We start from the raw sequence: 19,265 nt of genomic DNA, 5'->3' as shown, positions 1-19,265 counted from the left end.
AAGGCAGATCGTCATTATCAAGGTTTAAATGTGGTGCGAAATTCAATAATTTTCAAGGCAGTGTCTGAGATAAGTTTGTCGCCACTGTCCAGCCAGTCCAAATCGGACCACTTTCGCAACCAGGTCAGCTGTCGCTTGGCGAGCTGCCGTGTAGCGGCAGAGCCTTTTTCCACCATGGTGCTGTAGTCGCTATCACCCGCCAGATGGGACCAGGCCTGTCGATAGCCGACACAACGCATGGAAGGCAGGCCGGGATGCAGATCGCCTCTGGCCATCAGCGCCCTGACCTCATCAAGAAAACCGGCTCTCAGCATTGCCTGAAAACGCAGGTTGATTCTTTCATGGAGTACCCGCCGGTCAGCAGGGGCCATCGCAAGCTGCACCACAGTATACGGAAGAGTCGGCGTTTCGTCTGCCTGCCATTGGGTAAAATAGGTGTAATCCTCAACACCGCCCCTGTTGTTATCGCCGCTGGCGAGTTGGCTGCCGGACTTCTTCTCCCATAGTGAGGAAATCGGGCGCCCGGTCAGACGAATCACTTCAAGGGCCCGGACCAGTCGTTGCCGGTTATTCTGGTGAATGAGTCTGGCTGCCACCGGGTCCTGCTCTTCCAGTTCGCGATGCAGGGCACCCCACCCTTTTTCCAGCGCCTCCTGTTCCAGGACCTGCCGAATGCCGGGATCTGCGGAGGGTAAATCGGACATGCCGTGGAGCAAGGCCTTGAAATACATCATGGTGCCGCCCACCAACAGCGGGATCCGGCCGGCTGACGTAATTTCGGCCATTTCACGCAGGGCGTCATGGCGGAAATCCGCAGCAGAATAGGTATCAGCAGGATCACAGATATCAATCAACCGGTGAGGGGCCCGGGCGAGCTCCTCTGCTGAAGGTTTGGCGGTACCGATATCCATGCCCCGGTATATCATCGCCGAATCAACACTGACGATATCGCAGGGCAGACGGCGGCAAAGTTCGATTGCCAGATCGGTCTTGCCGGAGGCTGTCGGCCCCATCAGGCATATGGCGGGGGGTCTGGCGCCATCAACAGTGATTGCCGTCATGGAAACGTTAACGCCCCCGCAGGAACAGTTTGTCCAGCTCGGACAGCGTGACCACCGTCCAGGTTGGCCGGCCATGGTTGCACTGGCCGCTTCGCTCCGTGGCCTCCATGTCTCGCAACAAGGTGTTCATTTCGGGGATGGTCAACTGCCGGTTGGCTCTTACCGAACCGTGACAGGCCATGGTACCGAGCAGTTCGTGGGTAACGGCTTCAACACGGTCGCTTTCGCCATTCTCAATCAGGTCGGACAGCACATCCCGCACCAGTTGCTCGGTGTCGGCGCCCCGTAACAGCGCCGGCACCTGGCGAACCGCCAGGGTTTCCGGACCAATCCGCTCAACTCTGAGACCCAGCTGCAAAAGCTCCTCTCCATGGGTTTCCGCCAGCGCTGCCTCCTTCTGGCTGACTGCCAGTGACACCGGCACCAGAAGCGGTTGACTCTTGAGGTCCTGGGCTTCCAGTGCCCGCTTCATGCGTTCGTAAGTGATGCGCTCGTGAGCCGCGTGCATATCAACCACAATCATGCCCTGGCGGCTCTGGGCAAGGATATAAATGCCATGCAATTGAGCAATGGCATAACCCAGCGGCGGTTCGTCACCACTATTCTGAGGTGGTGTTGGTGACGCGACCGCCAACTCGCCGGTATCAGCCATGGCAGGCCGGTGCTCGACACCACCACCCTGGTTCAGGGACTGGTAGAACGCCATCTGGTCGCGGGCCTGCCATTCATGCTGCGGTGGCCGCTGATTGCCCGAAAAAGCGGCGGGCTGCTGGCCCGCTGATCCAGCAAACGGATCGTGAGCCGGCTGAGGGTTCACGTCTGACATGGCAACCTGTGTGCCATAGCCACCTGAAACCCCGCCAGATTCGCGCCCATGGGACTGGGCCACGGCGCCCCTCAGGTGATCGTCCGGGCGCACATCCGCCAACGCTTTGTGAAGGGTGCGAAAGATGAAATCATGAACCAGACGCCCGTCGCGGAAACGCACCTCGTGCTTGGTGGGGTGAACATTCACATCCACATTGGCGGGGTCCACTTCCAGATACAGCACGAAGGCCGGGTGACGGTTGTTATAGAGCACATCCCGGTATGCCTGACGCACGGCATGGGCCACCAGCCTGTCGCGGATAACCCGCCCGTTAACGAAAAAGTACTGGAGATCGGCCTGGCTGCGGGAAAAGGTAGGCAGCGCTACCCAGCCCCAGAGTTTCAGCCCCGTGGCCTCGGCATCAATCACCACGGCATTGTCGATGAACTGCTGCCCACACAGGGAACCGATCCGACGCTCACGGTCCAGGGGATTTTCCGCTGGCCGCAGGCTCTGGACCACCCGCTGGTTATGGCGGAGCGTGAAACCGGTATCAAACCGGCTCAGAGCCTGACGCCGGACACACTCGTCCACATGATTGAATTCGGTTTTTTCGGTACGGAGAAACTTTCGGCGGGCCGGCGTATTAAAAAACAGATCCCGGACCTCCACCGTCGTTCCCACAGGATGGGCGGCCGGTGAGATGCTGGCATCCATGTCGCGACCTTCCACTTCCACCCTGGAGGCAGCTTCCTGGCGTTCGGTGCGCGAGGTTAACGCCAACCGGGAAACGGAACTGATGCTCGCCAGGGCCTCACCGCGGAAACCGAGGGACGCAACGGCTTCAAGATCATCCAGGTTCTCGATCTTGCTGGTTGCGTGCCGGCTGAGGGCCAGTGGAAGATCGACTTCGTCGATACCGCTGCCGTCGTCCCGAACCCGGATGAGTTTGACACCCCCCTGCTCGATCTCGATATCAACCCGGCGGGCGCCGGCGTCGAGCGCGTTTTCTACCAGTTCCTTGACGACCGAAGCCGGGCGCTCAACCACCTCGCCAGCAGCAATCTGGTTTGCCAGGCGCGGAGTCAGTAATCGAATGGAGGGCATGCTTCCGGGATACCTCGTTTCAGGATGCGGGAATACGAATGGTTTGCCCTACCATAACACGGTCATCATTGAGGTCGTTATACTGCATCAGTTCGCTGACGCTTGTCTGATTCTCCTTCGCGAGCCCCGAGAGTGTATCCCCCCTGCGGATGCGATACTGGCTGACACTGCCTGCGCCCTGACTGTTCTGTTTCTGCCACGCCAGCAAGGTACCCGGGGGCGGTGTTTTCTGGAAATAGTCATCGATACCTTCGAAAACCGCTCTGGAGAGCTTTTCGCGATACCAGGAACTGGACAGGTTCTGCTCTTCCTTGGGGTTCGATATGAACCCGGCCTCAACAAGGATCGACGGAATATCCGGCGACTTCAGCACGGCAAATGCAGCTTGCTCAACGCCTTTCTTGTGGAGCTTGGCCACACTGCCAAGCCTGCCAAGGATGGAGCTACCCACACCAAGACTGGAATTGATGCTGGCCGTCATGGAAAGATCCAGCAGAACACCCGCCAGCATCTCGTCACGACCATCCAGCGAAACGCCACCGGCCCCACCAATCAGGTCCGACCGGTTTTCGCTTTTCGCCAGCCAACGGGCGGTTTCACTGGTGGCGCCCCGTTGCGACAGCGCAAACACCGAGGCGCCCCTTGGCTGCGGCGTACGGAACGCATCTGCGTGAACGGAAACAAACAGATCCGCATTGTGCTTGCGGGCAAGCAACGTGCGACTGCGGAGGTCGATGTAGTAGTCGCCGTTACGAGTAAGCCTGGCAGTATATCCGGGCTTGGCCTCAATCAGGTCTGCCAGGGTTTTGGCCATTTTCAGCACCACGTCTTTCTCGCGCGTGCCGCGAGGGCCGATCGCGCCGGGATCTTCTCCACCATGGCCGGCGTCGACTACCACAATAATATCGCGCTTGCCGTTGCTGTTCTGGGAAATGGTCGGCTCCGCAGGCTTCCGGGCCTTCAGACCGCCCTCATCGATCAGATCCACCACCAGCCGGTGGCCATATTGCTGATTCGGCTCCAGCTCGAAACTCCGTGGCTTGATATCACTCTTGAGATCCAGGACTACCCGAAGGTCATTGCCGTTACGGGGAGCACTGCGAATCCGGCGAACCGGACTACCGGACAGATCAAGCTTGTCAAAATCGGCTTTGAGGCTGGCATTCTTGAGGTCAATGACCAGTCTCGACGGACCAGAGAGCGCAAATACCTTGTGATCAATCTTGCCGCCAACGTCCAGCACCAGTCGTGTATGGTCCGGCGCCGGCCAGATCCGGGCACTTTCCACACTGACGCCCGCCATCGCCGCCAACGGAACCATCAATGACCACGCCATGCCCGCAGCAAGAAACCACCTGGAAAACGTTCTTATATTCATCATCCTGCACACCTGCACTGATCACACACGATTAATGTCCCTGCCCCGGGGGCCACTGAGCACCAATCCGGGCCAGCAAAGTGCCGCCTCGGGTTGTTGGTGCTGAAACCTGGGCTCTGCGCCCATCACCGCTTTTACCCAAACGAACCAGCAGATCCGGTTCTGGGAGAATACCCTGGCCACGCCCGGGCCACTCGATAACGCACAGATTCTGGCCCTGGAAATAATCCCGGATGCCCATGTATTCAAGCTCTTCCGGATCACCAAGCCGATAAAGGTCAAAGTGATAGGCTGGCGGCGTCAAATGTTCATAGGGTTCAACGATGGTGTAGGTCGGGCTTTTGACGGCGCCTTCATGACCAAGGCCACGCATGATTCCCCGGCTCAGGGTCGTCTTTCCCATACCGAGATCCCCTTCCAGGAACACCACTAATCCCTGGCCGCTCTCGCTGACCAGCCCGGCCAGAATCCTGCCCAGCTGTTCTGTATCCAGCTCATTTTTCAGGTAAAGCCTGAGCTCGTCCACTGCAACGTTCATTACTCTTCAACCCTGCCGTCAGCCATTCCGCGTACACCCTGCCTGCCCGCTGATTTTCGCTCTGACTCCACCAGCACCTGCGGCAGAGCCTCAATGACATCCATGGGCAGCAACCCCATGTAGCCCCGGGTTTCCGTAGCCCGGTTTGCCGCCGCCAGATGAAGTGCTGCGGCTGCCGAAGCGGAAAGATGAGGATCTTCAAGCTGCGCATACAGGCTTCCCAATATTCCGGAAAGCACATCTCCCATACCACCGGTTGCCATCCCGGGGTTACTACCACTGACAACATCCGGCACCCCTGCCCCGGAAGCCACAACCGTACCTGCGCCCTTGAGCAGGACAACGCCGCCGAAAAGCTGATGAAGCTTCTCTGCAGCCCGTACCCGGTCGTTCTCGATGTCACCTACCCCGCATTCAAGCAGACGCGCCGCTTCTCCGGGATGCGGGGTAAGAATATGGTTGTCCGCCGGCTGTGCAACCCGTGACGCCATCAGGTTCAAGGCATCCGCATCCAGCACCCGGGGTTTGCCGCTGGCCACCACCTGCTGGAGCATCTGCTGCCCCCACGCACCCTGGCCAATACCGGGGCCGCAGACAATCACATCCGCAGCACTGATCAGCGGCGGCAATTCAGAACCGTGAATCAGCCCCTGAACCATGACTGACGGGCAACGAGCCAGAGCAGGCGCAACGTATTCCGGGCGGGTCGCCAGGGTAACCATGCCGGCGCCTGATCTGGATGCAGCCTCCGCTGCCATCAGGCCGGCACCACCAAAGCCACGGTCACCAGCAACAATCAACACATGCCCGAAACTCCCCTTGTGAGCAGCCCTCGGGCGCCGGGGTATCGCCTTACGAATACCGGCCCAGTCCACGCGACGGGCCAACGGGCGCTGTCCACTCTCGCTGGCCCAGTCATCCGTATCCAGAGATTCAAACGCAACATCCCCCGCGCACTCAGGGCCCTGGCCAGTAAACAGGCCGGCCTTGAGGCCAATAAACGTCACCGTTGCCGCCGCCCGGACCGCTTCCCCGGCCACAGTGCCGGTGGTGGCGTTCAGCCCGGAAGGCAAATCAATTGCCAGTACTGGTGCCCCAGCCTGGTTGCACTGGCCAATCATGGCGGCAAAGGGCTCCCGCGGGGCACCCGAAACGCCGGTGCCCAGCATGGCGTCAACAATCAGCCCGGCACTGACAAACTGTTCGCTGATTTCGCTGTCAGCAACGTCCGCCATTTCCCGCACAAGGACTCCGTCCTCGACGGCTTTCTTCCATGCCTTGCGGGCGTCGCCGGACAGTTTTTCAGTGGGCGCGACGGCAAGACAGTCTACATCCAGACCATGACGAACGGCATTTGCAGCAACCAGATAACCGTCGCCACCATTGTTGCCGGCACCACACAACACCAGAATCCGCCCCGGCTCCGGCCAGTAACGCACCAGCCGCCGGAACGCACTGGCTGCTGCCGCCTGCATCAGCTCAAATCCGTCAACCCCTTGCTGATCAATCACATAGCGATCGATCTCCCGCACGGCATCGGCGGAGTAGAGGTCTTCTGGTAAGCTGTGTCCACCAGACAGGGGCATGAAAGTCCGCTCCCGTTACAGAATTCGGATTAAGAAAAACGGCCAGATACCTGTAAAGAATAGCAAAACAGTGGAAAAGGTCATAACTTAATCAAATTAAACTTCGTTACTGGCATTCAATGACCGATTCAACCGACCGAAAACTGGACGATCTGCCCCGCCAGATCCGCGCCTGGGCCCATGAACTGGGCTTCAGCGATGCGGGTATCACCCTGCCGGATACCGGCATCCACGGGGAGCGGCTCAAGAACTGGCTGCGAGAAGGTTTTCACGGCGAAATGGCGTACATGGCGGACCATGGCGACAAACGCTACACCCCCACCTCCCTGGTGGAGGGAACCCGTCGGGTTATTTCCGTTCGGCTGGATTACCTCCCGGCGCCCGACAACCCCGTGCGGGTACTCACTAACCGGGAGAAAGCCTATATTACCCGTTATGCAGTCGGGCGTGACTACCACAAACTGATGCGGAAACGGCTGGCGACCCTGGCAAAGCAGATTGACGAAGCGGTGTCCGGTTACGACTACCGGGCCTTTGTGGACAGCGCCCCGGTCCTCGAACGCGCCCTTGCCCAGCGTGCCGGGCTTGGCTGGATCGGCAAGAACAACATGCTGATTCATCCGAAAGCCGGGTCGTTCTTCTTCCTCGGAGAGATCTTTACCAGCGCGCCGTTGCCGCTCGATGCGCCTTTCGAAAAAGAACACTGCGGCACCTGTGCCGCCTGTCTGGACATCTGCCCCACGGACGCCTTCGAAGGCCCTCACAAGCTGGATGCCCGCAAATGCATCAGCTATCTCACCATCGAGCAGAAAGGCAGTATTCCGGAACACCTGCGGTCGAAGATGGGCAACCGTGTCTTCGGTTGCGATGACTGCCAGCTGGTCTGCCCCTGGAACAAGTTCAGCAGGCCCACGGCCGAACCGGATTTTCAGCCCCGCCATGGCCTGGACAACAGCGAGCTTGCGACACTGTTCCTGTGGACCGAAGAAGAATTTCTCAAACGCACCGAAGGCTCCGCCATACGCCGCACCGGCTACGAAGGATGGCTGCGAAACCTGGCTGTGGGCCTGGGCAACGCCCCATCAACCATTCCGGTGATCGAGGCCCTGAAACAGAGAGCCAGTCACCCGTCGGACATGGTCCGGGAACACGTGCAATGGGCCCTGGGTCGACACGGTTTATAACTTGAAGAAGTGTTCCCGGTAATGGCGCAGTTCGTCGATAGAGTCACGAATATCATCCAGGGCCAGATGACTTCCCTTCTTTTTAACCCCCTCCAGCACATCCGGCCGCCAGCGCCGCGCCAGCTCCTTGATGGTGCTGACATCCAGATTACGGTAGTGGAAGAAAGCTTCAAGCTCCGGCATATACTTCACCAGAAAGCGCCGGTCCTGGCCAATGCTGTTCCCGCAAAGGGGTGATTGGCCCGGCTCAAGATAACGCTGGAGGAATTCCAGGGTTTTCTGTTCGGCATCAATCTCACTGAACTTGCTATCCTTTACCCTCTGGGTCAGCCCACTCTCGCCATGAGTGCGGGTGCACCACTCGTCCATCTCATTGAGCAGCTTGTCTGACTGGTGTACGGCAATAACCGGCCCCTCTTCAATCGTATTCAGATCCGAGTCGGTAACAATTGTCGCTATCTCGATGATCCTTTCTTTTTCCGGGTCCAGCCCGGTCATTTCCAGGTCAATCCAGACAAGATAGTTGGCTTCTGGCATTCAGCAGTCTCCAGCGGTTCACTCGTGAGTCGGGCAACGGCCCCGCCGTTGCTGCACATAGTCTGCCTATTGTGGATGAATCACGTATGATGTTACAGCAATCACCATTCTCCATCAGGATAAAACCGACCCACGATATGGCTAAACGTCGACTGAACAAGCAGCAGCAATGGCGCATCAAGAAAATCCAGCAGGAACGGGCGACAAGGGCGGCGAGGAAAGAAGAATCCATCGGTGAGAAACTGGATGCCGGTGACCTGGGTCCCGAGCAGCAGGGATTGGTCATTGCCCATTACGGCCAGCAACTGGACGTAGAGGCGTTGGAGGGCGAGGAAACGGGCAAGGTGCTTCGTTGCTTCGTGCGAGCCAACATCGACAGCCTGGTGACTGGAGACAAGGTGATCTGGCGGCCGGGCAGCGATGGCACTGGCGTAATTGTGGCCCGCTGCGACCGTAATACCCTGCTGCAACGACCGGACAACTTCGGTGCACTCAAACCGGTTGCGGCCAACATCGACTACATTATCCTGGTCATTGCCCCCGAGCCTGAGCCCCACGACAATCTGATTGACCGTTACCTGGTAGCTGCGGAAAGCACGGATATTCCGGTGATTATCCTGCTCAACAAGACCGATCTGATCACCGACCGGAACCGGGAGTCCATCGACAAGCTGCTGGCTCGCTATGAAAAGCTTGGCTACCGCACAGAACGCACATCGGCAAAGACCCTTGAAGGCGAGCAGGCGGTTCGTGTGGAAGATCTGGTGAAAGACCAGACCAGCGTATTCGTGGGCCAGTCAGGAGTTGGCAAGTCCTCGATCATCCAGACGCTGCTTCCCGACGAATCGATCCGGGTAGGCGCCATCTCGGAAAGCACCGGCAAGGGTATCCATACCACCACCACGGCGCGGCTTTTTCACCTCGATTGCGGCGGCGACCTGATCGACTCACCGGGTATCCGGGAATTCGGCCTGTGGCACATGACGCCCCAGGAAATCGAGTACGGCTTCCGGGAGATCCGAGACCTGATCGGTCACTGCAAGTTCCGCAATTGCAGCCATATGGGCGACCCCGGCTGCGCCATTGCCCAGGCGGCGGAAGACGGCCGGATAAGCGTAGAACGGATGAAAAGCTTCAATCGGATTCTGCAGGATATGGCGGAACAGCAATCCCGGGGGCTGAAAGCTGACTGAACCGGCTTACCAGTTCAGCTCCCCGGGCTCCGGCTCTTCCTTCTCTTCGTTCCAGCTGCCTCCCTCAAGTCGCTCCATGGCCTCCTGCTGCTCCTCTTCAGAGGGCGCAGTGAGGTCAATCAAAGGTTCGCTCGACCTGCCAGCATTGCTCTGGATACCTTCCGCCGTTTTCTTGTTCATCACGATGATGGAAATACGGCGGTTAACCGGGGCCTGAGGGTCGTCCTGATCAAATAATACCGAGTCGCTCAGCCCCACTACCCGGCCAATCTGTTGTTGCGGGACCCCACCCGCCACCAACGCCCTGCGGGCGGTATTGGCACGGTCCGCCGACAGTTCCCAGTTGGTGTAACCGGGGCGACCGCTGAACGGGGTGGAATCGGTATGGCCGGTAATGCTCAGCTTGTTGTTGACTGTACTCAGGGTTTTGGCCAGCTCGAACAGGATATCCTGTGAATAATACTTGAGCTCGGCGCGCCCGCTGTCGAACATCGGCCGCTGGGAACGGTCCACTATCTGGATCCGCAGACCTTCGCTGGTGATATCGATCAGCAGCTGGTCCTTGAACTCCTGCAGAGTTTCGTTCTGCTCAATCCGGTCTTTCAGGTCCTGAAACAGCTCTTCCATCTGTTGCTGCTCCAGGGTCTGGGCCAGTTCTTCAACCACCTGATCTTCAATCTGGATATCGCTGCGCTCGATATCCTCGCTGCTCTCGTTGATGACAGACGCACTGCCTTCGAGGTCTACAGGATTCGGGGACCCGCCCTCGGTAAACCCGACCGGGTCTTTGAAATAACCCTCGACCGCAAGTTTCTGTTCCGGGGAGGCTGTGGCGGTCAGCCAGAGCACGAGAAAGAAAGCCATCATGGCGGTGGCAAAATCGGCAAAGGCCACCTTCCAGGACCCCCCATGGTGCCCTGCGACGACTTTCTTTTTTCGTTTTATGATAATTGGCTGATCTTCCAAGAAACTGCTCCAGACGGCTCTTGTTCAGATTATTTTGAACGCACGTGATCGTTCAGTTCCTGGAATCCCGGCCGTTTGTCGGACGGCAACGCCTTGCGGCCAAACTCGATGGCCATTTGCGGTGCCTGGCCGGATACGGTCGCGACGATCGCGGATTTCACACACTCATATGCCTTGAGCTCATACCGGGCCGAGTGTTCCATGGCAATGGACGTGGGCCCGACGAAGCCATAGCCCATCCAGATGCCCAGAAACGTGCCCACCAGAGCAGCCGCCACGCTGAGACCGATTCTTTCGGGGCCCTCGCTCAGAAAATTCATGGTAATAACGATACCCAGTACCGCCGCGACAATACCCAGGCCTGGCAACGCATCCGCTATCTTGTTGACCGCATGGGCCGGCTCTTCCAGTTCATGCTGGCGGCTGTCAATCTCGTTCTCCATCATGCCTTCCAGCTCATGGGTGGCCATGTTCCCGGAACTGATGATCCGCAGGTAGTCAGTCATGAAGGCAAGCAGGTATTTGGATTTCATGATGGCCGGGTAGCGGGTAAAAATCTGGCTCTCCTGAGGATTGTCGATGTCCTCTTCGATGGCCATGACGCCCTGCTTCCGGGACTTGTCGAAAACCTCATACATCAGGCTCAACAGGTCCATGTAATAGGACTTGTTGTAGGGAGAGCCGGTTAACTGGATAAGCACACCCTTGCCCACTTCCTTGATGGTGTGCAACGGGTTTGCAATCACGAAAGACCCAACCGCTGCGCCGCCGATGATCAGGATTTCGGTGGGCTGCCATAACACCATGAGATTACCGCCATGGAGAACGTACCCCCCCAGGACGCTTGCAATTACAACAACTGCACCGATTATGAGTAGCATGGAAAGAGAACATACCTTCTGTGATTGTTATCGGGATACCGCGACTGAAGCCTGGCTGCCATTCCGCTTTGCACAGATAATAGCAAGCACCGGTCGGAACCGCGAAGCTGTGAAACAATTTCTATACACGCCGCGCGGTTTGGTAGACTTTGCCCCTTTGAGCGCCAAGGATAACCCCTGATGTACGACAAGCTATTTGTAACGGGCCAGTATGTAGCACCGCAGCTGACCATCTCCCGCCTGGCCGGCCGCCTCGCAGACAACGAAAGCGTTCCGGCGCTCAAGAACCGTGTCGTGAACTGGTTTATCGGCCGCTATGGCGTAGACATGAGCGAGGCCATTGAATCAGACCCTGCCGCCTACCCCAGCTTCAACGCCTTTTTCACTCGTGAGCTGAAACCGGGCCTACGGCCAGTGGACAGCGGTGACTCCGTCATGGTGAGTCCTGTGGACGGCACTATCAGTCAGTTGGGCCACATCAGCGGTGGCCGGGTCTTCCAGGCCAAGGGCCAGTCTTTCAGCCTCAATGAACTGCTCGGCGGCGACCAGGAGCGGGCAAACACCTTCACAGATGGCGAATTTGCCACCATCTACCTGGCCCCCAGGGACTATCACCGCATTCACATGCCGCTGGCCGGCACCCTGCGAGAGATGGTCTATATCCCCGGCAAGCTCTTTTCGGTAAACCCCACTACGGCGGAAAACGTGCCCAACCTGTTTGCACGGAACGAGCGGGTCGCCTGTATTTTTGACACGGCAGCTGGCCCGATGGCCTTCGTGCTGGTGGGTGCGATGATTGTCGGCAGTGTCGAAACCACCTGGGCCGGCATCGTGGCCCCGGGCAAACGTCAGGTGGACGTAACTCGCTACGACAGCCTCAAAACTCCGATACGGTTTGAAAAAGGCGAGGAAATGGGGCGATTCCGTCTGGGCTCGACCGTCGTTATGGTCATGCCCAAGGGTGCTGTCACCTGGAACAGTGATCAGGTAGCAGGCGGAAGGGTGCGCATGGGAGCAGCCTTTGGAGAAATCAGGCCCGGTCAGCAGGAAACCCGATAACCCCTGAGATATCATCCAACCCCAGCTTCAGCATCAGCAAGCGGTCAAGGCCCAGCGCCACCCCTGAACAGTCCGGAACGCCGGCGTTCAGAGCCGCCAGAAATGCCTGGTCAACGGGCATTTCCGGCTTGCCAGCCGAACGTCGCGCCTGGTTGTCCGCCGCAAACCGCTGCTGCTGCTCATCCCCGTCGGTAAGCTCCCAGTAACCGTTGCACAACTCTACCCCGCGCACATAGAGTTCGAAACGGTGCGCCTGGCGCAAACCGCCCTGCTCTGACACACGCGCCAACGCCGCCTGGGATTCCGGGTAGCCAGTGACAAACACCGGCCCGGTTTCAGCCAACGCCGGCTCAACCAGGCAACTCATCAGCAAATCCAGGCAATCGTCCCGGGTAAAGGCGCGTAACTGTGCCGGCTCCATCCACTTTTCGCAGCGGGCCGACAACTCACTGTCACTGGCCAGAAAGGGGTCAATGCCTGCAAAGCAAAGAAAAACCTCACGGTACCGCATCGTGTGTGGTGCTTCACAACCCAGCCAGCCGCACACCAGGTCGGACACTTCCGCCATCAGATCGGAATCCGTGAACCCGGGCCGGTACCATTCAAGCAGAGAAAATTCAGGGTTGTGCCGGCGCCCGGATTCGCCGTCCCGGAACACCCGCGCCACCTGATAGATGGGCCCGGAGCCGGAGGCCAGCAGGCGCTTCATGTGATATTCGGGGGAGGTCTGGAGCCAGGCTTTCGCAAAGCCCCCCGCTACAGGAGTGGGACTGGCGGGGATGCAGTCGATGTTGATGTCGGTAACACCGTATCGACCCAGCACGGGCGTCTCCACCTCCATCACGCCCCGTTGTGCAAAAAAGCCGCGCACCCAGGCCAGCTGGCGTGCACGGCTTTCAAGAGCAGCCAGAGACGCGGAAGGCTGCCAGGGAGGCGTTGCTTTCACTTCGGAAACCAATCAGCCGCCTTTCACACGGTTGACGTATTCGCCGGAGCGGGTGTCTACCTTGAGTACTTCACCGATGGTTATGAACAGCGGCACGTTCACGACGGCACCGGTAGAGAGGGTTGCCGGCTTGGTGCCACCCTGGGCGGTGTCGCCTTTCATGCCCGGGTCGGTATCCACCACTTCCAGTTCAACAAAATTCGGCGGCGTCACCGTCAGCGGTGCGCCGTTATACAGCGTGACGGTATAAACGTCCTGCTCTTTCAACCACTTGAGGGCATCACCAACAGCCTTGGCATCCGCCGGGTACTGCTCGAACGAGCCGTCTGTCTTCATGAAGTGCCAGAACTCACCGTCTGTGTACAGGTACTCCATTTCCAGATCGATGACGTCGGCGGCTTCCAGGCTTTCACCGGACTTGAAGGTGCGCTCCCACTGGCGATTGGTCATCAGGTTGCGCAGCTTGACACGGTTGAATGCCTGACCCTTGCCGGGTTTTACGAATTCGTTATCGAGAATGATACAGGGATCGCCGTCCAGCAAAACCTTAAGACCGCCGCGGAATTCGTTGGTAGAATATGAAGCCATGAAATTATCACCTGAAAAGATGCGTATAAAAATTCGAAGGTCGCTATGATACAGCGAACCGCCACCCGTATAGAAGCCCGCCCAGTCGATCGTGATACGCGCAGCTGGCAACAGCTACTGTCAGCGTCTGTCACCACGCCAGAGGACCTGCTCAGGCGACTCCGGCTTGACCCGGCCATCTGGCTGTCCGGTGCTACAGAAGGCCACCGCCTGTTTCCGCTGCGGGTACCGGAGCCCTATCTGCAACGCATCGTTCCGGGTGATCCGGCCGACCCGTTGTTACGGCAGGTTCTGCCGCTCTTCGCCGAAACCGTTGCGCAATCCGGATTTGTCCGTGATCCGCTACAGGAGAGCGAGTCGATGCAGGCGACCGGGCTGATCCGGAAATACCAGAGTCGCGCCCTGCTGATGGTTACCGGTCAATGTGCCATTAACTGTCGCTATTGCTTCCGCCGTCATTTCCCCTATGACGAACATCGGCTATCGCCGGAGGACCGGGTAGAAGCACTGACGACCCTGGCCAATGACAACCGCATCAATGAGGTAATATTCAGCGGGGGTGACCCGCTTGTCGCCAATGATCGGTTGCTGTCATCCTGGGCCGAATCCCTGGCGGACATTTCCCATATCCGCCGCCTCAGGATTCACACACGGCTGCCGGTTGTGATTCCTCAACGTGTTTGCGACTCGTTGCTGGCGTGGCTTTCCGCCAGCCGGCTGCAGATGGTAATGGTGATTCACGCCAATCATCCGGCGGAGCTGGATAATGACACCCGGCTCGCTCTGGGGCGGCTGAAGGCCGCCGGCGTCACCCTGCTGAATCAGAGCGTTGTCCTTAAAGGCGTTAACGATTCGGCAGTCGTATTGGCCGAACTGAGCGAGCGGTTGTTTGAATGTGGTGTGCTGCCCTATTACCTCCACGCTTTTGACCCGGTGGAAGGCGCCCATCATTTCAGCGTCAGTGACGATAAGGCGCGGGAGCTGGTCCGGCAACTGATCGCTACACTCCCCGGATTCCTGGTCCCAAAGCTTGTCAGGGAACTGCCTGACCGCCCCGGGAAGACCCCGCTTGACCTTTTTGCGTGACACATTTGGCAAAGTTGGCCCAAATTTACTTGTTAAACATTGTCAACTCGTGCTTTTCTCGCTTTTTGTTATGCGTTTGCTATTTTAGAGTGCAATGAGTGATAACAATAAAAAACTGTATTTTCGGCGTTTTCCCATTAATACCCGCAGGCGCCAGAAGTCATAGCCTGTGGCTCGTGGCGCAAACCGGAGTACCAACCGTGGTCCAGACAATTGGCGTGAACTCATGGAAGGCATGATCCTGAAACCCGATCTCCGTGTTCCTGAACAGAAAACGGCGAGTCTCTCTTTTTGCCAGACATCACCAAAGGCCTTCAGGGACTGGGTCAACCAGCTGCCCATGGCCAATATTGGGGAGGCTTCGCGGCAGCTCTACCACGCCATTATCGAGCTCAACCACCTGTTTATCGCGCCGCAGCAGCGCCTTCAACTACTGGAACTGATTCGCCCGAAAATACACTTTGTCTGCTCCGAACTGTCGAGGCACTATCTGGGCATGGCCATTGCGCTGCCTGAAAAGCAGCGCAAGATTGCCAATCTGTCCCAGGCACTCCAGCTTCACGCAGCCAGCGGCTACAAGCTCTGTGTCCTGGAGTTTCTGGATAATGGCGGGCTGGACAAGCACAGGAAAGCGGTGGCCACAGCGATTCACCGGGCCATTTCTGAGCTGGCAGCCACTATTGTGCGATCCCACCAACTGTATTGCCCCAGCCCGGCACAGAGCTGGCTGGAATGTCATCGCCTGTTCCGGTTTGCCCATCGCAACAAGCTCAACAGGCTGTCTGTCGACGATGAAACTCTGAGCCACCGTCGGACCAGCACGGTAGAGGACAGTTACAAGCGCATTCTGCTGCTTGGCTGCGCCCGGCCCAACCAGTTGCGGCAAGCGGAACTGGCGCAGGTCTACGACCTGTTCGAAAACTGGACTCATCTCGTTTCCTGTGGCCCAGAGACAGACAACGACAGCCTGTTTGTGGTGAATATGGAGCGGGACACTGCGCCCATATACCGCAGCCTGCTGGAGCAGAAGCCCGGAAACGACAGTTACAACTTCGATACCCGTGAACTGTCAGAACACATCATCGAGTCACTGCACTCCCGTCACCAGAAGAATGGCTACACTGCCAGCAATCTGGAGCTTCCATCCCGGGTCAGTGACACGCTGCTGACCCACCTCAGCCAGGCGCTGGGCATTCTCGCGAAGCGGAATTTCAACCGCATTTCCAGCCAGGGAACCCTGGAAATATGCGTGGGGCTGACAGCCACCCACTTTTACGTGGCGGGCGCCAAGACATTCAATGAGTTTGTCAGTGGCAATGACAGTGGCCACCATGAGCATGGCCATGATCAGGACAATCAGTTCATGAGATCATCACGTCGGCGGGAAGACGCCTGGGCCGGAGCCCATGATGCCGGCCCCAACGACGACCCGATCCAGTCAGCGGATACCCCCATCAACTTCCGCAACAGCATTGGCGCCACACCCGACAGCGAACATGACCGCAGGCGCCCACAGTCTCACCATGCCCTGCTGATCAACACCAGCCCCGGCGGCTACTGCGTCGGCTGGGAGACCAACGTGCCGGCGTCGCTGCAAGCCGGAGAAATACTCGGGGTTCGTGAACAGTCCAACCACCCCTGGAGTATTGCCGTGGTGCGCTGGATACGCCAGGTTCGCAACCAGGGCACCCAGGTGGGTATCGAACTGCTGGCTCCCAGTGCGGCGCCCTGCGGTGTACGTCTGATCCAGAAAGTGGGCAACAGCAGCGAATACCTTCGGGGCCTGCTCTTGCCAGAGATCAGCGTGGTTAACCAGGCGGCGACCCTGATCACACCACGGCTTCCGTTTCAGTCCGGGAGCCGGATATCGCTGCTCCACGATGGCCGCGAGGATCAGGGCACACTTTCCCGCAAGATCTCCGCAACCGGCAGCATCAGCCAGTTCGAGCTCAAGCTTCAGAATAGCGGAGCTGCAACCACGCACGCCATGCCGGCTGCGGCGGGTGCCAGCGAGGACGAATTTGATTCGCTGTGGCCGTCACTCTAGGTCTGCATTTCAGACAATCAGAGGCGCTACGGCTGGCGCCAAGGGTTGTTATTAAACGGTAACCCCTGCATCATTCAGCGTTAGTGAAAGACCGGCTCTGTACTAGCAACTCTGTACCTGAAATAGAGCCGGCACAGTTAACGCGTATCACGAGACATCTGACGAATGCAGAAAAAGAACGCAACCGTACACCTGCTGATCCTTGACCCCTCACAAAACGATGCCGAGACTCTTGTGAGCCTGCTCCGGAACTCCGGCAAGGCCACGCGGGCCCATCGCATCACCTCTGAGGAAGATCTGGAGGAAACCCTGAAAGCAGGCAACTGGGACCTGTTACTGGCGCGGGACGACGCGGACCAGGAATTCGGTCCTGACGGCGCCCTGGCCATGATTCGTCGCATGGACAAGGATATTCCGTCTGTACTGCTGACCAGTGAATTCAACCGTGAGCGCACGGTCGCCGTCATGAAAGCCGGTGCCCATGATGCCGTGCCCTTCGAGAACACCGATCAACTGGTGCTGGTGGTTAACCGCGAACTGAGTGCACTCGAGGACCGTCGTCGGCGCAGAACCCTGGAGTCACACCTGCGTGAAGCCGAGCAGCGTTGCCAGTTGTTGCTGGAAAGCTCCAAGGACGCCATTGCCTATATCAATGATGGCATGCACATCTATGCCAACCAGTCCTACATGGAGTTCCTTGGCTACGACGATATTGACGACCTGATCTGTATACCGGTGCTGGATACCCTGACCCCGGAAAGCCAGGAAAAATACAAGGAGTTCATGAAGTCCTTTGCCGAAAGTGGTGAAGACGGCATGACCATGAACTGCGTGGCCCGCCGTAGTGATGACCAGGAACTCAACGTCACCATGTCTGTGTCAGCGGCCACTTACGACGGTGAAATCTGTACCCAGATTGTGATCCAGCCCGAACACAGCGACGCTGAGCTGGAGGAGAAGATTCGCCAGATCAGCAGTCAGGATCTGCTGACCGGTCTGTTCAACAGGCAATACCTGATGGACGCGCTAGGCCAGGCCATCGCGAAAGCCGGCAAAGACAATCAGACGGGCGCCCTGGCCTACATCGCTCTTGATAATTTCATGAGCCTGAAGGGCCAGGTTGGCATTGCCGGCGCGGATCTCATGCTGGGAGATCTGGCCACCCTGCTCAAGGAACAGACGCCCGAGAACATGATTCTCGCCCGCCTCAGCGATGATGCTTTCTGCCTGCTTTGTCAGCCCTGCGAAGAAAAAACCCTGGCAGATCAGTGTGAAGCCCTCTGCAAGAAAGTAGAGGACCACCTGTTTGATATCAATGGCCGCACGGTACAGCTGACCCTGAGCATCGGTGTTGCCGCTATTACCGAGAATGCGCCCAAGGCCCCTGACCTGATGGGACGCGCTCATACCGCTTCCTCGGAGCTGAAGAAGAAAGAGGGCCACGAGCAGGGCAACGGTGTTCTGGTTTACAACCCTGCCGACTATGAATCGATGGATGAAAGCAACTCTGTCGATGCCATACAGAAAGCTCTGGACGACAACCGCTTCCGGCTTCTGTTCCAGCCCATCATCAACCTGAGAGGCGAAGGCGAAGAGCACTACGAAGCGTTTGTCAGAATGCTCAACAAGGACAATGAAGAGGTTTCGCCCTACGACTTCCTGCCGCCGGTCGGCCCCTCGGAAATGGCCATCAAGATAGACCGCTGGGTAATCCTGCAAACGATCAAACAGTTGTCCAGCCACCGCTCACGTGGCCATGACACGCGGCTGTTCCTGAACGTAACGGCAGAAACCCTGGAGGACAAAACGTTCACGCCATGGCTGAGCGTGGCATTGAAGGCAGCCCGCCTGCCCGGTGACTCACTGATTTTCCAGATTCGTGAAGGTGACGCCAACAACTTCATGAAACAGGCCAAGGAATTTGCCAAAGCTGTTCATGAGTTGCACGCCAAGGTCTCGATCTGTCAGTTCGGGTGCGCACTGAATCCCTTCAATACCCTGAAGCATATCGACGTGGATTACGTGAAGATTGACGGTTCGTTTACCGAAGAGCTTCAGAAGAAGGACGAAGCCAAGGAAGAGGTCAAGGAGATGGTCAAGAGCCTGCAAAGCGCCGGCAAACTGACCATCGTGCCCCTGGTGGAAAATGCCAGCGTTCTGGCAACCCTGTGGCAGGCCGGTGTGAACTATATCCAGGGCTACTACCTGCAGGCGCCGGTTCCGGAGATGAACTACGACTTCGGCGATCACTAGCCCTCAGCATCTGGACGGGCTGGCCCTTTGGCCAGCCCATCCCGATG

Annotated in this window: 16 protein-coding genes; 6 read left to right on the top strand and 10 right to left on the bottom strand. The window is 58.1% G+C overall.

Going from position 1 to position 19,265, the window contains the following annotated elements:
- Window positions 1-17: 17 nt before the first annotated feature.
- The 5 genes from miaA to QPL94_RS09105 form a co-directional block, all read right to left on the bottom strand.
- Window positions 18-1,061: a tRNA (adenosine(37)-N6)-dimethylallyltransferase MiaA gene (gene miaA / locus QPL94_RS09125; protein WP_285356927.1), complete on the bottom strand. Its 1,044-nt coding sequence runs from the start codon at window positions 1,059-1,061 to the stop codon at window positions 18-20.
- Between the two features lie 7 nt (window positions 1,062-1,068).
- Window positions 1,069-2,976 carry a DNA mismatch repair endonuclease MutL gene (gene mutL, locus QPL94_RS09120; RefSeq protein WP_285356924.1) on the bottom strand — a complete coding sequence of 636 codons (1,908 nt, stop codon included), beginning with the start codon at window positions 2,974-2,976 and terminating at the stop codon, window positions 1,069-1,071.
- A gap of 19 nt (window positions 2,977-2,995) precedes the next feature.
- Window positions 2,996-4,312: an N-acetylmuramoyl-L-alanine amidase gene (locus QPL94_RS09115; protein ID WP_285357876.1), complete on the bottom strand. Its 1,317-nt coding sequence runs from the start codon at window positions 4,310-4,312 to the stop codon at window positions 2,996-2,998.
- Between the two features lie 73 nt (window positions 4,313-4,385).
- Window positions 4,386-4,892 carry a tRNA (adenosine(37)-N6)-threonylcarbamoyltransferase complex ATPase subunit type 1 TsaE gene (gene tsaE, locus QPL94_RS09110; RefSeq protein ID WP_285356922.1) on the bottom strand — a complete coding sequence of 169 codons (507 nt, stop codon included), beginning with the start codon at window positions 4,890-4,892 and terminating at the stop codon, window positions 4,386-4,388.
- Window positions 4,892-6,478 carry an NAD(P)H-hydrate dehydratase gene (locus QPL94_RS09105; RefSeq protein ID WP_285356921.1) on the bottom strand — a complete coding sequence of 529 codons (1,587 nt, stop codon included), beginning with the start codon at window positions 6,476-6,478 and terminating at the stop codon, window positions 4,892-4,894. The genes tsaE and QPL94_RS09105 overlap by 1 nt, the downstream gene beginning before the upstream one ends.
- A gap of 119 nt (window positions 6,479-6,597) precedes the next feature.
- On the opposite strand from QPL94_RS09105, the gene queG reads away from it, so the two are divergent.
- A complete protein-coding gene (queG, locus tag QPL94_RS09100; protein ID WP_285356918.1) occupies window positions 6,598-7,662 on the top strand; it encodes a tRNA epoxyqueuosine(34) reductase QueG in 1,065 nt (354 codons plus the stop codon).
- Here the strand turns inward: queG and orn are convergent.
- Window positions 7,657-8,199: an oligoribonuclease gene (gene orn, locus QPL94_RS09095; RefSeq protein WP_285356916.1), complete on the bottom strand. Its 543-nt coding sequence runs from the start codon at window positions 8,197-8,199 to the stop codon at window positions 7,657-7,659. The two genes, queG and orn, sit on opposite strands and share 6 nt — an antisense overlap.
- Window positions 8,200-8,336: 137 nt before the next feature.
- On the opposite strand from orn, the gene rsgA reads away from it, so the two are divergent.
- Window positions 8,337-9,392: a small ribosomal subunit biogenesis GTPase RsgA gene (rsgA, locus tag QPL94_RS09090; protein ID WP_285356915.1), complete on the top strand. Its 1,056-nt coding sequence runs from the start codon at window positions 8,337-8,339 to the stop codon at window positions 9,390-9,392.
- 6 nt (window positions 9,393-9,398) lie between these two features.
- Here rsgA and motB read toward each other — a convergent pair whose 3' ends face one another.
- Together motB and motA are read right to left on the bottom strand one after the other, a co-directional pair.
- Complete coding sequence (gene motB / locus QPL94_RS09085) at window positions 9,399-10,358, bottom strand: flagellar motor protein MotB (protein ID WP_285356914.1); 960 nt, start codon at window positions 10,356-10,358, stop codon at window positions 9,399-9,401.
- Between the two features lie 29 nt (window positions 10,359-10,387).
- A complete protein-coding gene (gene motA, locus QPL94_RS09080) occupies window positions 10,388-11,239 on the bottom strand; it encodes a flagellar motor stator protein MotA (protein ID WP_285356913.1) in 852 nt (283 codons plus the stop codon).
- Between the two features lie 180 nt (window positions 11,240-11,419).
- Between motA and asd the strand changes: the two genes are divergently transcribed.
- Complete coding sequence (asd, locus tag QPL94_RS09075) at window positions 11,420-12,298, top strand: archaetidylserine decarboxylase (RefSeq protein ID WP_285356912.1); 879 nt, start codon at window positions 11,420-11,422, stop codon at window positions 12,296-12,298.
- On the opposite strand, the gene epmA is transcribed toward asd, so the two are convergent.
- Both epmA and efp read right to left on the bottom strand, forming a co-directional pair.
- The gene (gene epmA / locus QPL94_RS09070) at window positions 12,270-13,244 is read right to left on the bottom strand and encodes an EF-P lysine aminoacylase EpmA (protein ID WP_285356911.1); all 975 of its coding nucleotides are present in this window, start codon (window positions 13,242-13,244) and stop codon (window positions 12,270-12,272) included. The two genes, asd and epmA, sit on opposite strands and share 29 nt — an antisense overlap.
- A 12-nt stretch (window positions 13,245-13,256) precedes the next feature.
- On the bottom strand, window positions 13,257-13,832 hold the full coding sequence (gene efp, locus QPL94_RS09065; RefSeq protein ID WP_137435176.1) for an elongation factor P: 576 nt from the start codon (window positions 13,830-13,832) through the stop codon (window positions 13,257-13,259).
- A gap of 45 nt (window positions 13,833-13,877) precedes the next feature.
- Between efp and epmB the strand changes: the two genes are divergently transcribed.
- The 3 genes from epmB to QPL94_RS09050 all read left to right on the top strand — a co-directional run bounded on the left by epmB (window position 13,878) and on the right by QPL94_RS09050 (window position 19,218).
- A complete protein-coding gene (epmB, locus tag QPL94_RS09060) occupies window positions 13,878-14,918 on the top strand; it encodes an EF-P beta-lysylation protein EpmB (protein WP_285356909.1) in 1,041 nt (346 codons plus the stop codon).
- Between the two features lie 226 nt (window positions 14,919-15,144).
- Window positions 15,145-16,965, top strand: a complete 1,821-nt coding sequence (locus QPL94_RS09055; RefSeq protein ID WP_285356908.1) for a cyclic-di-GMP receptor FimW-related protein — start codon at window positions 15,145-15,147, stop codon at window positions 16,963-16,965.
- Between the two features lie 165 nt (window positions 16,966-17,130).
- Window positions 17,131-19,218 carry an EAL domain-containing response regulator gene (locus tag QPL94_RS09050; protein ID WP_285356907.1) on the top strand — a complete coding sequence of 696 codons (2,088 nt, stop codon included), beginning with the start codon at window positions 17,131-17,133 and terminating at the stop codon, window positions 19,216-19,218.
- The last annotated feature ends 47 nt before the right edge of the window (window positions 19,219-19,265 follow it).

The organism is Marinobacter sp. SS13-12, from assembly GCF_030227115.1.
Classification (GTDB): Bacteria; Pseudomonadota; Gammaproteobacteria; order Pseudomonadales; family Oleiphilaceae; genus Marinobacter.
The sequence above is the reverse complement of the archived record's forward strand: the minus strand, read 5'-3'. Positions and strand labels throughout refer to the sequence as shown.

What these genes read in the sequence shown, in the direction of transcription:
- miaA (WP_285356927.1), bottom strand. Translation starts at nt 1,061, where the DNA reads ATGACGGCAATCACTGTTGATGGCGCCAGACCCCCCGCCATATGCCTG.
- mutL (WP_285356924.1), bottom strand. Translation starts at nt 2,976, where the DNA reads ATGCCCTCCATTCGATTACTGACTCCGCGCCTGGCAAACCAGATTGCT.
- QPL94_RS09115 (WP_285357876.1), bottom strand. Translation starts at nt 4,312, where the DNA reads ATGGCGTGGTCATTGATGGTTCCGTTGGCGGCGATGGCGGGCGTCAGT.
- tsaE (WP_285356922.1), bottom strand. Translation starts at nt 4,892, where the DNA reads ATGAACGTTGCAGTGGACGAGCTCAGGCTTTACCTGAAAAATGAGCTG.
- QPL94_RS09105 (WP_285356921.1), bottom strand. Translation starts at nt 6,478, where the DNA reads ATGCCCCTGTCTGGTGGACACAGCTTACCAGAAGACCTCTACTCCGCC.
- queG (WP_285356918.1), top strand. Translation starts at nt 6,598, where the DNA reads ATGACCGATTCAACCGACCGAAAACTGGACGATCTGCCCCGCCAGATC.
- orn (WP_285356916.1), bottom strand. Translation starts at nt 8,199, where the DNA reads ATGCCAGAAGCCAACTATCTTGTCTGGATTGACCTGGAAATGACCGGG.
- rsgA (WP_285356915.1), top strand. Translation starts at nt 8,337, where the DNA reads ATGGCTAAACGTCGACTGAACAAGCAGCAGCAATGGCGCATCAAGAAA.
- motA (WP_285356913.1), bottom strand. Translation starts at nt 11,239, where the DNA reads ATGCTACTCATAATCGGTGCAGTTGTTGTAATTGCAAGCGTCCTGGGG.
- asd (WP_285356912.1), top strand. Translation starts at nt 11,420, where the DNA reads ATGTACGACAAGCTATTTGTAACGGGCCAGTATGTAGCACCGCAGCTG.
- efp (WP_137435176.1), bottom strand. Translation starts at nt 13,832, where the DNA reads ATGGCTTCATATTCTACCAACGAATTCCGCGGCGGTCTTAAGGTTTTG.
- epmB (WP_285356909.1), top strand. Translation starts at nt 13,878, where the DNA reads ATGATACAGCGAACCGCCACCCGTATAGAAGCCCGCCCAGTCGATCGT.
- QPL94_RS09055 (WP_285356908.1), top strand. Translation starts at nt 15,145, where the DNA reads ATGGAAGGCATGATCCTGAAACCCGATCTCCGTGTTCCTGAACAGAAA.
- QPL94_RS09050 (WP_285356907.1), top strand. Translation starts at nt 17,131, where the DNA reads ATGCAGAAAAAGAACGCAACCGTACACCTGCTGATCCTTGACCCCTCA.